This window comes from Streptomyces sp. NPDC059994 (assembly GCF_042737755.1).
GTDB lineage: Bacteria > Actinomycetota > Actinomycetes > Streptomycetales > Streptomycetaceae > Streptomyces.
The window spans coordinates 1-13,777 of record NZ_JBHWUR010000068.1 but is presented as its reverse complement, the minus strand read 5'-3'; the positions used below and the strand labels follow the sequence as shown (position 1 = coordinate 13,777).

10 protein-coding genes are annotated in these 13,777 nt (G+C 71.1%); 8 read left to right on the top strand and 2 right to left on the bottom strand.

What is annotated here, in order from left to right:
* Window positions 1-143 precede the first annotated feature (143 nt).
* Window positions 144-968: a lysozyme gene (locus ACFWA7_RS27365; RefSeq protein ID WP_385825661.1), complete on the top strand. Its 825-nt coding sequence runs from the start codon at window positions 144-146 to the stop codon at window positions 966-968.
* Between the two features lie 278 nt (window positions 969-1,246).
* A complete protein-coding gene (locus tag ACFWA7_RS27360) occupies window positions 1,247-2,038 on the top strand; it encodes a trypsin-like serine peptidase (RefSeq protein ID WP_385542316.1) in 792 nt (263 codons plus the stop codon).
* 171 nt (window positions 2,039-2,209) lie between these two features.
* On the opposite strand, the gene lon is transcribed toward ACFWA7_RS27360, so the two are convergent.
* Complete coding sequence (gene lon / locus ACFWA7_RS27355; protein ID WP_385542318.1) at window positions 2,210-4,621, bottom strand: endopeptidase La; 2,412 nt, start codon at window positions 4,619-4,621, stop codon at window positions 2,210-2,212.
* 156 nt (window positions 4,622-4,777) lie between these two features.
* Here lon and ACFWA7_RS27350 point away from each other — a divergent pair, with 156 nt between their 5' ends.
* Together ACFWA7_RS27350 and ACFWA7_RS27345 are read left to right on the top strand one after the other, a co-directional pair.
* On the top strand, window positions 4,778-5,434 hold the full coding sequence (locus tag ACFWA7_RS27350) for a GNAT family N-acetyltransferase (protein WP_385542320.1): 657 nt from the start codon (window positions 4,778-4,780) through the stop codon (window positions 5,432-5,434).
* On the top strand, window positions 5,431-5,961 hold the full coding sequence (locus tag ACFWA7_RS27345; RefSeq protein WP_385825659.1) for a hypothetical protein: 531 nt from the start codon (window positions 5,431-5,433) through the stop codon (window positions 5,959-5,961). Before ACFWA7_RS27350 ends, ACFWA7_RS27345 begins: the two co-directional genes overlap by 4 nt.
* Here ACFWA7_RS27345 and ACFWA7_RS27340 read toward each other — a convergent pair.
* Window positions 5,920-6,768 carry a rhomboid-like protein gene (locus ACFWA7_RS27340; protein WP_385542324.1) on the bottom strand — a complete coding sequence of 283 codons (849 nt, stop codon included), beginning with the start codon at window positions 6,766-6,768 and terminating at the stop codon, window positions 5,920-5,922. The two genes, ACFWA7_RS27345 and ACFWA7_RS27340, sit on opposite strands and share 42 nt — an antisense overlap.
* Before the next feature lie 214 nt (window positions 6,769-6,982).
* Here ACFWA7_RS27340 and ACFWA7_RS27335 point away from each other — a divergent pair, with 214 nt between their 5' ends.
* The 4 genes from ACFWA7_RS27335 (at window position 6,983) to ACFWA7_RS27320 (ending at window position 13,753) form a co-directional block, all read left to right on the top strand.
* Window positions 6,983-7,669, top strand: a complete 687-nt coding sequence (locus ACFWA7_RS27335; protein WP_385542326.1) for a spermidine synthase — start codon at window positions 6,983-6,985, stop codon at window positions 7,667-7,669.
* Between the two features lie 84 nt (window positions 7,670-7,753).
* On the top strand, window positions 7,754-8,491 hold the full coding sequence (locus ACFWA7_RS27330) for a response regulator transcription factor (protein WP_385542328.1): 738 nt from the start codon (window positions 7,754-7,756) through the stop codon (window positions 8,489-8,491).
* A complete protein-coding gene (locus ACFWA7_RS27325; RefSeq protein ID WP_385542330.1) occupies window positions 8,488-9,648 on the top strand; it encodes an ATP-binding protein in 1,161 nt (386 codons plus the stop codon). Before ACFWA7_RS27330 ends, ACFWA7_RS27325 begins: the two co-directional genes overlap by 4 nt.
* A 259-nt stretch (window positions 9,649-9,907) precedes the next feature.
* Window positions 9,908-13,753, top strand: a complete 3,846-nt coding sequence (locus ACFWA7_RS27320; protein ID WP_385825657.1) for a multifunctional oxoglutarate decarboxylase/oxoglutarate dehydrogenase thiamine pyrophosphate-binding subunit/dihydrolipoyllysine-residue succinyltransferase subunit — start codon at window positions 9,908-9,910, stop codon at window positions 13,751-13,753.
* The last annotated feature ends 24 nt before the right edge of the window (window positions 13,754-13,777 follow it).

Genomic DNA, 13,777 nt, shown 5'->3' with positions numbered 1-13,777 from the left:
CCGTCAGAGGCCTGGGCCAATGACAGTTCCAGAACCTCTTTCGCGTCACGTTCTACGTGCGTAGCTTTTCTCGTATGACATGTCCACAACGACATGTCGAATCCCCGGCACGTCCCCCCACCCACGCCTTTCGGAGGCACGCAATGCCCGTGCACAGACCCGGAACGGCCCGTCGCGGTCCCCTCGCCGCGGCCGGAATCCTCCTCTCGGCCCTCGCCCTCCTGCTCACCGCCCCCGGCACGTCCGGCGCGGCCCAGACCCCCGCCCGTGGCTCCGCCACCATGGGCATGGGGGTCGCCGCGCACGACGGCACCGGCGGTCCGCCGCGCGGCACCCGCGCAGTCCAGACCGAGGGCGTCGACACCAGCAGCCACAACGGCAACGTCGCCTGGACAACCCTGTGGAACAGCGGGGTGAAGTGGGCCTACGTCAAGGCCACCGAGGGCACGTACTACACCAACCCGTACTTCGCGCAGCAGTACAACGGCTCGTACAACGTCGGCGTGATCCGCGGCGCTTACCACTTCGCGACGCCGGACACCACGAGCGGCGCGACCCAGGCCAACTACTTCGTGGACCACGGCGGCGGCTGGTCGCGCGACGGCCGTACGCTGCCGGGCGCGCTCGACATCGAGTGGAACCCGTACGGCGCCGCCTGCTACGGGCTCTCCCAGACGGGAATGGTCAACTGGATCCGCGACTTCGTGAACCAGTACCGGGCCCGCACCGGCCGTGACGCGGTCATCTACACCGCCACCAGCTGGTGGACCCAGTGCACCGGCAACTCCGCCGCCTTCGGCTCCACCAACCCCCTGTGGATCGCCCGCTACAACACCGACCCGGGCACCCTCCCGGCCGGCTGGGGCTACTACACGATGTGGCAGTACACCTCGTCCGGCCCGACGGTCGGCGACCACTCGAAGTTCAATGGGGCGTACGACCGGCTACAGGCTCTCGCCAACGGCTAACACGGCCGCCCCGGCTGGGGGTCCGGGGGTTACCCCCCGGGAAAACACAGCCAACGGGGCGTACGACCGGCTACAGGCTCTCGCCAACGGCTAACACGGCCGCCCCGGCTGGGGGTCCGGGGGTTACCCCCCGGGAAAACACAGCCAACGGGGCGTACGACCGGCTACAGGCACTGGCCAACGGCTGGTACGCGCGCTTGTACGTGAGGCCCCCGGCGCGCCGACGCGCGTCGGAGGCCTCACCGCTTTACGTCCCGTCATACGACAGGATGGTCACCATGCGCGTGCTGCGAAAAGTGGGGCGGGTGTCCGCCGCCGGGATGCTGGCCCTGGTCACGGGGTGCGGCTGGTCGGCCGCCTCGGCGCCCCAGCAGGACCGGCCCGACGAGGTGCCGCCCGCGCCCGCCCCGCAGTCGTCCGCCGCCGGGACCGCCGGACTGCCGTCCGTGGGCGTCCTGGTCGACGGCGACAAGCACTGGTGCACGGCCGGCGTCGTCGCCAGCCCCAAGGGCAACGTCGTCGCCACCGCCGCGCACTGCGCGGACTCCGGGTCGGCGGGCTCGATGGCTTTCGCGCCCGGCTTCTCCGGCGCGGTCAAGGGCTCGTACCCGTACGGGACCTGGAAGGTCAGAGCCGTACAGACCGATGAGCGATGGTCCGGGGACGGCGACGACTCCTTCGACTACGCCTTCCTGACGCTGGAGCCGGACGCCAAGGGCCGCAGTGTGCAGAGCGTGGTGGGGGCGGCCGAGCCCGACTGGAGCTCGGGGCCGCGGCGCCGGGTCACCGTCTTCGGCTATCCGGACGAGGACCACAACCCGGAGAACCGGCCCATCGCCTGCACCACCGACACCCGCCCGGACACCGATCTGCCCAGCGACGTACGGATCGACTGCGCCGGGTTCTGGACCGGCACCAGCGGCAGTCCGTGGCTGGCGGACTACCGGGGGCCTGACCACCTCGGGCGGCTCATCGGCGTGCTGAGCGGCGGCGACACCGACGTGGCCTCCACGGCCGTGCTCTTCGACGCGCGGGCACGGCAGCTGTACGAACGTGCCGGGCGCGCTTAGGACTCCGCGGGAATTTGGAGTGCCTTGCCTGCGGGCCGGTGGGGGCTGAGCGCGCCCACGCGGCGGAGCCGCAAATGTCACAGCCCCGCGCCCCCAACCCCCCAGGGGCGCGGGGAACTGCGCGACCAGCCACAGACAACCCGCAGCCGAATGTCACCGCACTCCCAGCGGCTACGCCGCTACCGGCACCCGCACCTCCGCCGGGGCCAGGGCGATCTCCAGGACCTGGCGGACATCGCTGACCGGGTGGACGTCCAGCTTCTCCAGCACCTCCGCCGGCACGTCGTCCAGATCCGGCTCGTTGCGCTTGGGGATCACCACCGTGGTGATGCCCGCCCGGTGCGCGGCGAGCAGCTTCTGCTTGAGGCCGCCGATCGGAAGCACCCGGCCGGTCAGCGACACCTCACCCGTCATCGCCACATCGGTGCGCACCAGCCGCCCGCTGAGCAGCGAGGACAGGGCGGTCACCAGGGTGATGCCCGCGCTCGGGCCGTCCTTGGGGACCGCGCCCGCCGGGAAGTGGACGTGCACGCCCCGGTCCTTGAGGTCGGCCACCGGCAGCTCCAGCTCGGCGCCGTGCGAGCGCAGGAAGCTCAGCGCGATCTGCGCCGACTCCTTCATCACGTCGCCCAGCTGGCCGGTGAGGGTCAGCCCCGCCGCGCCCGTCTCCGGGTCGGCCAGGGACGCCTCGACGAACAGGACGTCGCCGCCGGCCCCGGTCACCGCGAGGCCGGTGGCCACGCCGGGCACCGAGGTGCGCCGCTCCGCCGGGTCCTGGGCGGACTCGGGGACGTGGTGCGGGCGGCCGATGAGCGCGCGCAGATCGTCGGGTGTGACCGTGAAGGGCAGTGCGCGCTCGCCGGTCTCGTGCTGGGCCGCGGCCTTGCGCAGCAGCCGGGCGAGCGAGCGCTCCAGGTTCCGCACACCCGCCTCGCGGGTGTACTCGCCCGCGAGCTTGCGCAGCGCGGCCTCCTCCAGGACCACCTCACCGGCGTCGAGTCCGGCCCGCTCCAGCTGGCGCGGGAGCAGGTGGTCGCGGGCGATGACGACCTTCTCGTCCTCGGTGTAGCCGTCGAGGCGGACGAGCTCCATACGGTCGAGCAGCGCCTCCGGGACGGCCTCCAGGACGTTGGCCGTGGCCAGGAAGACGACGTCGCTCAGATCGAGCTCGACCTCCAGGTAGTGGTCGCGGAACGTGTGGTTCTGCGCCGGGTCGAGGACTTCGAGCAGGGCCGCGGCCGGGTCGCCGCGGAAGTCGGAGCCGATCTTGTCGATCTCGTCGAGCAGCACCACCGGGTTCATCGACCCGGCCTCCTTGACGGCCCGGACGATCCGGCCGGGCAGCGCGCCCACGTACGTACGCCGGTGGCCGCGGATCTCGGCCTCGTCGCGGACGCCGCCGAGGGCCACGCGGACGAACTTGCGGCCCATGGCGTGGGCCACGCTCTCCGCGACGCTCGTCTTTCCCACGCCGGGCGGGCCGACGAGCGCGAGCACCGCGCCCCCGCGCCGCCCGCCGACCACACCGAGGCCCCGGTCGGCGCGCCGCTTGCGGACCGCCAGGTACTCGGTGATGCGCTCCTTCACGTCCTCCAGGCCCGCGTGCTCGGCGTCCAGGACCGCACGGGCGCCCGTGATGTCGTACACGTCCTCCGTCCGCTCCTGCCACGGCAGTTCCAGGACGGTGTCCAGCCAGGTGCGGATCCAGGAGCCCTCGGGGGACTGGTCGCTGGAGCGCTCCAGCTTCTCGACCTCCTTGAGGGCTGCCTCGCGGACCTTCTCGGGCAGGTCGGCGGCCTCCACGCGGGCCCGGTAGTCGTCGGACTCGTCGCCCTCCGACTCGCCGTTGAGCTCGCGCAGCTCCTTGCGCACGGCGTCGAGCTGGCGGCGCAGCAGGAACTCGCGCTGCTGCTTGTCCACGCCCTCCTGGACGTCCTTGGCGATGGACTCGGCCACGTCCTGCTCGGCGAGGTGCTCGCGCAGGTGCTCGGTGGCGAGCTTGAGACGGGCGACCGGGTCGGCCGTCTCCAGGAGCTCGACCTTCTGGGCGGTGGTGAGGAACGGCGAGTAGCCGGAGTTGTCGGCGAGGGCCGCGACGCCCTCGATCTGCTGGACGCGGTCGACGACCTGCCAGGCGCCGCGCTTCTTCAGCCACTCGGTGGCGAGCGCCTTGTACTCCTTGACCAGTTCGGTGACCTGGCCGGGCAGGGGTTCGGGGACGGTCTCCTCGACCGTCGCGCCCTCCACCCACAGGGCTCCGCCCGGGCCGGTGGTCCCGGCGCCGATGCGTACCCGGGACACACCGCGGATGAGCGCCCCCGGGTCGCCGTCGGAGAGCCGGCCGACCTGCTCCACGGTGCCGAGCACGCCGGTCGCGGCGTAGGCCCCGTCGATGCGCGGGACGAGCAGCACCCTGGGCTTGCCCGCCGAGGGGCCGTCGGCCCGGACGGCCGCCTGGGCGGCCTCCACGGCCGCCCGCACCTCGGTGTCGGACAGATCCAGCGGCACGACCATCCCGGGCAGCACGACCTCGTCGTCGAGCGGCAGCACGGGCAGGGTGAGCGGTGCGGACGAGTGAGCCATGATCTCCCCTTCGGCAGTCAAGTTGAGCTATGCCGACTCAATGCATGTGAGCTGAGGAATGTTCCCCCATGACTGTTCGCTCTGAGCGATCATCACTTGTAATGGTCACAGATAACAACAGACTATTACTCGTATCGCTACCACGGAGGGACAGCCATGGAATCCGTACCGGAGGTCGTCGAGGCCTGGGCCAAGGGGTGGGTCGCCTCGCGCGGCGCGGCGGCGCCGGTCGCCGAGCCCTGGGGCTGGACCATCGACGTCGGCCAGGTCAAGCAGGTCGCCCGGCACGTCCTGCCCGAGCCCGACGAGGCCTCGGTGCGCAAGCTGGTCGAGGCGACCTCCGCGCCCGGCACCTGGCTGAAGCTCTTCGCGGACGACGAGACGGTCCGGCCGTGGCTCGGCCCCGGCTGGCGGGACGACCTGCCCGGCTACCTGATGACGGTGCCGCTGGCCCCGGCCCGTACCGAGGTCCCGGCCGGTTACACGCTCACCCGCTGGACCACCGGCGGCGTGCTGCGCGTCCTGGTGCGCACCGAGGCGGGCCACTTCGCCGCGCGCGGCCAGATCGCCCCCACCGGCGCCACCGCCGTGGCCGACCAGATCGAGACGTCGCCCGAGCACCGGCGCCGGGGGCTCGGCAGCCTGGTCATGCGCGCGCTCCAGAACGGCGCGTACGCGTCGGGGGCCACCACCGGCGTCCTGGTCGGCACCCCCGAGGGGCAGGCCCTGTACGAAGCGCTCGGCTGGACGACGCGCTCACCCATGGCCAGCCTGTACTTCGCTCCCACTGATCCGGCATCCTCGGCTGCATGAGCCTCACCGGCAGGACCAGGACGACGGCCGGCGCGCTGCTGCTCGTCACTTTGCTCGCGGCGACGGCCTGCGACTCCACGAGCTCCACGGCGGACGGCGCCTCCAAGTCGCCCAGCCCGGCGCCGAGCACGACCCTGAGCGCGCAGACCCCGCCGCCCGCCTCACCGGACAGCGCCACGCCCACGCCGCCGGCCCAGCACGGGCAGCTGCTCAAGATGGTGGTGAGCGGCGGGTTCGCGGGGCTGCACAACGAGCTGGTGGTCAAGGCCGACGGCTCGTACACCTCGACGCGCCGCGACGGGCGGACCACCAGCGGCCGGCTGTCGCCCGACGCCCTGGCCAAGCTCCGCGAGGCCCTCAAGGACGCCGACTTCGCGCATCTGCCGCCGCGCCCGACCGGGCGCCCGATCGCCGACGCGCTGATGTACCAGTTCACGTACGAGGGACATGTCGTCCTCACCGACGACATCCATCAGAGCCCGGCGCTACGGGACGTACGAGCCAATCTGCCCGTCGGCTACCGCTGACGGCCCCTCATCGCGCCGGGCGGCCCGGCGCCCGTCCGCCCGGCGCAGCACCGGCCAGCAGGCGATGCCGACGAGCAGGGCGGTCGGATGGCCCCAGCTGGCCAGCGGATCCACCATGTCCAGCAGGTCCTGGGTGAGGAGCACGGTCATCACGCCGAGCAGCGGCCACCGCAGCAGCGGGGACAGCAGCCCCGCGAGCGCGCCGACGCTGGCCATCAGGCCGAAGCTGATGCCGTAGTCGAGGCGGTGCAGCGACGAGTCCGGCAGCTGCCCCGCCATGACGGAGACGCCCACCGGCACCTCGGTGACCAGCGTCGCCACCACATGCCCGAGCAGGAACACCCCGGCCGTGCGCAGCCCGCCGACGCGGCGCTCAAGCGCGGTGAGGATGAAGACGAAGCCGACGGCCCACGGCGAGGAGATGCCGCCCGCGATCCACAGCGCGCTGGCGACCAGCACGAGCACCGGGGTGCGGGTGAGGTGCTGCACATCGGTGCTGGAGCCTTCGAGCAGCGTGCGGACCGTGTCCTGGTCGCCGAACTCCATGTACAGCGACGTCATGAGCAGCAGCAGCGTGTACGCGAAGGTGAAGGGCGTGCCCGTCGGGGTCGGCACCAGCCGGACGGCGCGGCGCAGACAGGCACGCGCCCGCGGCCCGGCGGGCGCCTCGGCGGACCCGGCCGTCACAGGGGGCTTCGCGATGTCCCCGCCCTCCGGCATCTCGTCCGCCGTCAACCGAGCCGTCGGCCGCTGCCGCGGGATGCCGTCGAGCAGCCCAGCATGGTCCCGCGTTCTTCCAGGGTGCACCGGTGAGGCCCCTTCCACCGGGCGCCGCACGCTCGCACCCGGAACCACAAGCCACGCCGGTGATCGTCCGGCCTTGCCGCTTACGTTTCTACAACGCTCACCCTCTGCGAACGCTCCCCACCACGTCTATGACTTGTGCCACATTGGACAACCTTTGGCGCGGACCGCGCGTCCGTCCCCGAGCCGTTCGCTCCGTTTACGAGGAGGTCCTTCGATGCCCATCGCCGACCCGATCGACGCCCCGGTCGTACTCGACCGGCGCGAGGGACCGTACGGAGAGGTGGTGCTCCGGCGGCGCGGCCCGCACTTCGAGATCATCGCCAACGGCACCTTCCTGATGGACACCTCCGACGGACGCTCGGAGAGGCTGCTGGTGGACGCCGCGTACGAGGCGCTGCCGGGCGGCCGCGAGCGGCCCTCGGTGCTCATCGGCGGGCTCGGCGTCGCCTTCTCGCTGGCGCACGCGGCCGCCGACGCCCGGTGGGGCCGGATCGCCGTGGTGGAACGCGAGTTGGCGGTCATCGACTGGCACCGCTCCGGCCCCCTGGCACCGCTCTCCCGGGCCGCCCTGGCCGACCCCCGCACCGAGGTCCTGCACACCGATCTGGTCTCCTACGTGACCAGCGCCCCGGACACCTTCGACGCACTCTGCCTGGACATCGACAACGGGCCCGACTGGACCGTCACCCAGAGCAACGACAGCCTCTACTCCCCCACCGGTCTCGCGGCCTGCCGGGACCGGCTCACCCCCGGCGGAGTACTGGCGGTGTGGTCCGCACAGCCGTCCCCCGCCTTCGAGGAAGCTCTCCGTAATGCCGGATTCTCCGGGGTTAGGACCGAAGAGATCACAGTTGCCCGGGGCGTCCCTGACGTGGTCCATCTCGCCGTTCGCCCTGCGTAGCCGGGACGCGGCCGGTGCCTCTAGTCTCTGACGGACACAGGGGATCACCCCACGGATCCCCGGAAGCAATATCAGGGCGGGGCGATGGAGCAGGGACACAACACCCACAACGGCGTCGCGGCGACCCCCGGCGCCCAGCGCCGGGTGCTGGTCGTCGAGGACGACACGACGATCGTCGACGCCATCGCGGCACGGCTGAGGGCCGAGGGCTTCCAGGTCCAGACCGCCCTCGACGGCCCCGCGGCCGTGGACACGGCCGAGGCGTGGCAGCCGGACCTGATGGTCCTGGACATCATGCTGCCGGGCTTCGACGGCCTGGAGGTCTGCCGCCGGGTCCAGGCCCGCCGGCCGGTACCGGTGCTGATGCTGACGGCCCGCGACGACGAGACGGACATGCTGGTCGGGCTCGGCGTCGGCGCGGACGACTACATGACCAAGCCGTTCTCCATGCGGGAGCTGGCGGCCCGGGTGCACGTCCTGCTGCGCCGGGTAGAGCGGGCCACGCTCGCGGCGGCCACCCCGCGCACCGGGATCCTGCGCCTGGGCGAGCTGGAGATCGACCACGCACAGCGCCGGGTCCGGGTGCGCGGCGAGGACGTCCACCTCACCCCGACCGAGTTCGACCTGCTGAGCTGTCTGGCCAACACCCCGCGCGCGGTGCTCTCCCGCGAGCAGCTGCTCGCGGAGGTCTGGGACTGGGCGGACGCCTCGGGCACCCGGACCGTGGACAGCCACATCAAGGCGCTGCGCCGGAAGATCGGGGCCGAGCGCATCCGTACGGTCCACGGCGTGGGCTACGCGCTGGAGACCCCGGCGCCATGAGCCGGGCGGCGGCCGGGGCGGTGAACGGGCGGGCCCGGCGCAGCGAGCCGCGCGTCCGGGCCCGCGACCGGGTGCGCGACCGGCTCAGGGGCGGCCTGCGGGAGGTATCGATCTCCATCAAGACGAAGCTGGGCACGCTCGTCGTGGTCTCGGTCTTCATCACCACCGGGCTGCTCATGGTGGCCGTGCAGACCCGCACCGAGCTGCGGTTCATCACCGTCTTCTCGGTGATAGCCACCCTGCTGATCACCCAGTTCGTGGCGCACGGCCTGACCGCGCCGCTGGACGAGATGAACACCGTCGCCCGGGCGATCTCGCACGGCGACTACACCCGCCGGGTGCGCGGCGACGGCCGCCGCGACGAGCTGGGCGACCTCGCCTCCACCATCAACCGCATGGCGGACGACCTGGAGGCCGTGGACCGTCACCGCAAGGAGCTGGTGGCGAATGTCTCGCACGAGCTGCGCACACCGATCGCGGCGCTGCGGGCGGTCCTGGAGAACGTGGTGGACGGCGTCTCGGCCGCCGACCCCGAGACGATGCGCACGGCCCTGAAGCAGACGGAACGGCTGGGGCGCCTGGTGGAGACCCTGCTGGACCTGTCCCGCCTGGACAACGGCGTCGTACCGCTGCGGGCGCACCGCTTCGAGGTGTGGCCGTACCTCTCCGGGGTGCTCAAGGAGGCCAATCTGGCGGCCTCCCGGCGCGGGCTCTCCTCCGGCTCCGGCAACCACACCCGTACCGACGTCCATCTGCACCTGGACGTCTCGCCGCCGGAGCTGACCGCGCACGCGGACCGCGAGCGGCTGCACCAGGTGGTGGCCAACCTCATCGACAACGCGGTCAAGCACTCGCCGCCGCACGGCCGCGTCACCGTACGGGCCCGGCGCGGCCCGCAGCCCGAGTCGCTGGACCTGGAGGTCCTGGACGAGGGCCCGGGCATCCCGAAGTCCGAGTGGCACCGGGTCTTCGAGCGGTTCAACCGGGGCGACGCCTCGGCGCCGCACGGGCCGGGCAGCGACGGCGGTACGGGCCTGGGCCTGGCGATCGCCCGCTGGGCGGTGGATCTGCACGGCGGCCACATCGGCGTGGCCGAATCGTCGCGCGGATGCCGCATCCAGGTCACTCTTCCGGGCGCCCCCCGGACGACGAATTGACGTAGGGTTCGAACCGGAAGCACACGTTCTGCGTGTATGTGGTGAGGGTCACACTCCCCAGGGGGCCGTGGCCGCTGCGAGTCGTACCCACTCGCTAGCAGAACCTGATCCGTTTCCCGCCAAATCCTGCCCTGAAACTCGCTTTCCGGTGTGACTTACGCGACTGTGGCACGCCCGGTCTGCACCTCCAGGCCAGGGAGGCGTAGCCTTTATTTCCGCTGTCCATCACCTTGTGAAGCGGAAGAGGGCGGTTGCCGCCGTGTCGTCTCAGTCCCCCAGTAATTCGAGCGTCTCGACCGACCAAGACGGGCAGGGCAAGAACCCTGCAGCCGGCTTTGGTGCCAATGAGTGGCTCGTCGACGAGATCTACCAGCAGTACCTCCAGGACCCCAATTCGGTCGACCGTGCCTGGTGGGACTTCTTCGCCGACTACAAGCCGGGTTCCACCGGCACGGCGGACAAGCCCGTTGAGGGCGCTCCCGCCGCAGCCGCGGGGGCTGCGGTAGCCGCCCCCGACGCCGCTGCCCCGGCCGCCGCGCCCGCCACCCCGGCGCCCGCCGTCCAGGCCCCGGCTCCGGCCGTTCCCGCGCCGGCCGCTGCCGCCCCGGCCGCCCCGGCGCAGCCTGCCGCGGCTGCTCCGGCGCCCGCCGTGGCGAAGCCCGCGGCCAAGGCCCCCGGTGCAAGCACCGGCTCCACTGGAGCGGCTAACGCCGCGCAGCCTGCTGCCGAGGCCCCGGCCGGTCCGGAGTACGTCACGCTGCGCGGCCCCGCCGCCGCCGTGGCGAAGAACATGCACGCCTCCATCGAGGTCCCGACGGCCACGTCCGTCCGCGCGGTCCCGGTGAAGCTGCTGTTCGACAACCGGATCGTCATCAACAACCACCTGAAGCGCGCCCGGGGCGGGAAGATCTCCTTCACCCACCTCATCGGGTACGCGATGGTGCAGGCCATCAAGGCCATGCCGTCGATGAACTACTCCTTCACGGAGAAGGACGGCAAGCCCACCCTGGTCAAGCCGGAGCACATCAACTTCGGTCTCGCCATCGACCTGGTGAAGCCCAACGGCGACCGCCAGCTGGTCGTCGCGGGCATCAAGAAGGCCGAGACGCTCAACTTCTTCGAGTTCTGGCAGGCGTACGAGGACATCGTCAAGCGGGCCCGCCAGGGCAAGCTGACGATGGACGACTTCTCGGGTGTGACGGTCTCCCTCACCAACCCGGGCGGCCTCGGCACCGTCCACTCCGTGCCGCGTCTGATGCCCGGACAGTCGGTCATCATGGGCGTCGGCTCGATGGACTACCCGGCCGAGTTCCAGGGCACCTCCCAGGACACCCTGAACAAGCTGGGCATCTCCAAGGTGATGACCCTCACCTCGACGTACGACCACCGCGTGATCCAGGGCGCCGCCTCCGGCGAGTTCCTGCGGATCGTCGCCAACCTCCTCCTCGGCGACGGCGGCTTCTACGACGACATCTTCGAGTCGCTGCGCATCCCCTACGAGCCGGTCCGCTGGCTCAAGGACATCGACGCCTCGCACGACGACGACGTCACCAAGGCCGCGCGCGTCTTCGAGCTGATCCACTCCTACCGGGTCCGCGGCCACGTCATGGCCGACACCGACCCGCTGGAGTACCGCCAGCGCAAGCACCCCGACCTGGACATCACCGAGCACGGGCTCACGCTGTGGGACCTGGAGCGCGAGTTCGCGGTCGGCGGCTTCGCGGGCAAGTCCCTGATGAAGCTGCGCGACGTCCTCGGCGTCCTGCGCGACTCGTACTGCCGCACCACCGGCATCGAGTTCATGCACATCCAGGACCCCAAGCAGCGCAAGTGGATCCAGGACCGCGTGGAGCGCCCGCACTCCAAGCCGGAGCGCGAGGAGCAGCTGCGGATCCTGCGCCGTCTGAACGCGGCGGAGGCGTTCGAGACGTTCCTGCAGACCAAGTACGTCGGCCAGAAGCGCTTCTCCCTTGAGGGCGGCGAGTCGGTCATCCCGCTGCTCGACGCGGTCATCGACAGCGCCGCCGAGTCGCGTCTGGACGAGGTCGTCATCGGCATGGCCCACCGCGGCCGCCTGAACGTCCTCGCCAACATCGTCGGCAAGTCGTACGCGCAGATCTTCCGCGAGTTCGAGGGCAACCTCGACCCGAAGTCGATGCACGGCTCCGGCGACGTCAAGTACCACCTGGGCGCCGAGGGCACCTTCACGGGCCTGGACGGCGAGCAGATCAAGGTCTCGCTCGTCGCCAACCCCTCGCACCTGGAGGCGGTGGACCCGGTCCTGGAGGGCGTCGTCCGCGCCAAGCAGGACGTCATCAACAAGGGCGGCACGGACTTCACGGTCCTGCCGGTCGCCCTGCACGGTGACGCGGCCTTCGCGGGCCAGGGTGTCGTGGCCGAGACCCTGAACATGTCGCAGCTGCGCGGCTACCGCACCGGCGGCACGGTCCACATCGTCATCAACAACCAGGTCGGCTTCACCGCCGCCCCGGAGTCGTCGCGCTCCTCCATGTACGCCACGGACGTGGCCCGCATGATCGAGGCGCCGATCATCCACGTGAACGGCGACGACCCGGAGGCCGTGGTCCGCGTGGCCCGCCTGGCCTTCGAGTTCCGCCAGACGTTCAACAAGGACGTCGTGATCGACCTCATCTGCTACCGCCGCCGCGGTCACAACGAGGGCGACAACCCGCAGTTCACCAACCCGCAGATGTACAACCTGATCGACAAGAAGCGCTCGGTGCGCAAGCTGTACACCGAGTCGCTGATCGGTCGCGGCGACATCACCCTGGAAGAGGCGGAGCAGGCGCTCCAGGACTTCCAGGGCCAGCTGGAGAAGGTCTTCGCCGAGGTCCGCGAGGCCACCTCGCACCCGGGCGAGATCCAGTCCCCGGAGCCGCAGGCCGAGTTCCCGGCGGCGGTGACCACCGCGGTCTCCCAGGAGGTCGTGAAGCGCATCGCCGAGTCGCAGGTGAACATCCCCGACCGGATCAAGGTCCACCCGCGACTGATGCCGCAGCTGCAGCGCCGCGCCGCCTCGGTCGAGGACGGCACGATCGACTGGGGCATGGGCGAGACCCTCGCCATCGGCTCGCTGCTGATGGAGGGCACCCCGGTCCGCCTCTCCGGCCAGGACACCCGCCGCGGCACGTTCGGCCAGCGCCACGCGGTCCTGGTCGACCAGGAGACGGGCGAGGACTACACCCCGCTGATGTACCTCACCGAGGAGCAGGCGCGGTACAACGTCTACGACTCGCTGCTCTCCGAGTACGCGGCGATGGGCTTCGAGTACGGCTACTCGCTGGCCCGTCCGGAATCCCTCGTCATGTGGGAAGCGCAGTTCGGCGACTTCGTCAACGGCGCGCAGACGGTCGTGGACGAGTTCATCTCGTCGGCGGAGCAGAAGTGGTCGCAGACGTCCGGCGTCACCCTGCTCCTCCCGCACGGCTACGAGGGCCAGGGCCCGGACCACTCGTCCGCGCGTCCCGAGCGCTTCCTCCAGATGTGCGCGCAGAACAACATGACGGTCGCCATGCCGACGCTCCCGTCGAACTACTTCCACCTCCTGCGCTGGCAGGTGCACAACCCGCACCACAAGCCGCTCATCGTCTTCACCCCGAAGTCGATGCTGCGTCTGAAGGCCGCGGCGTCGAAGGCGGAGGAGTTCACCACCGGCGGCTTCCGCCCGGTGATCGGTGACGAGTTCGTCGACCCGAACGCGGTCCGCAAGGTCGTCTTCTGCGCCGGCAAGGTCTACTACGACCTGAAGGCGGAGCGCGACAAGCGCGGCGCGACGGACACGGCGCTGATCCGTCTGGAGCGTCTGTACCCCCTGCCGGGTGCCGAGCTCCAGGCCGAGATCGCCAAGTTCCCGAACGCCGAGAAGTACCTGTGGGCCCAGGAGGAGCCGGCGAACCAGGGTGCCTGGCCGTTCATCGCGCTCAACCTGATCGACCACCTGGACCTGGCGGTCGGCGCGGACATCCCGCACGGCGAGCGCCTGCGCCGCATCTCGCGCCCGCACGGCTCGTCCCCGGCGGTGGGCTCGAAGAAGCGGCACGAGCAGGAGCAGGAGCAGCTGGTGTCGGAGGTCTTCGACGCGTAGCGGTTGGCTGTACGCCTAAGGGCC

What these genes read in the sequence shown, in the direction of transcription:
- ACFWA7_RS27365 (WP_385825661.1), top strand. Translation starts at nt 144, where the DNA reads ATGCCCGTGCACAGACCCGGAACGGCCCGTCGCGGTCCCCTCGCCGCG.
- ACFWA7_RS27360 (WP_385542316.1), top strand. Translation starts at nt 1,247, where the DNA reads ATGCGCGTGCTGCGAAAAGTGGGGCGGGTGTCCGCCGCCGGGATGCTG.
- lon (WP_385542318.1), bottom strand. Translation starts at nt 4,621, where the DNA reads ATGGCTCACTCGTCCGCACCGCTCACCCTGCCCGTGCTGCCGCTCGAC.
- ACFWA7_RS27350 (WP_385542320.1), top strand. Translation starts at nt 4,778, where the DNA reads ATGGAATCCGTACCGGAGGTCGTCGAGGCCTGGGCCAAGGGGTGGGTC.
- ACFWA7_RS27345 (WP_385825659.1), top strand. Translation starts at nt 5,431, where the DNA reads ATGAGCCTCACCGGCAGGACCAGGACGACGGCCGGCGCGCTGCTGCTC.
- ACFWA7_RS27335 (WP_385542326.1), top strand. Translation starts at nt 6,983, where the DNA reads ATGCCCATCGCCGACCCGATCGACGCCCCGGTCGTACTCGACCGGCGC.
- ACFWA7_RS27330 (WP_385542328.1), top strand. Translation starts at nt 7,754, where the DNA reads ATGGAGCAGGGACACAACACCCACAACGGCGTCGCGGCGACCCCCGGC.
- ACFWA7_RS27325 (WP_385542330.1), top strand. Translation starts at nt 8,488, where the DNA reads ATGAGCCGGGCGGCGGCCGGGGCGGTGAACGGGCGGGCCCGGCGCAGC.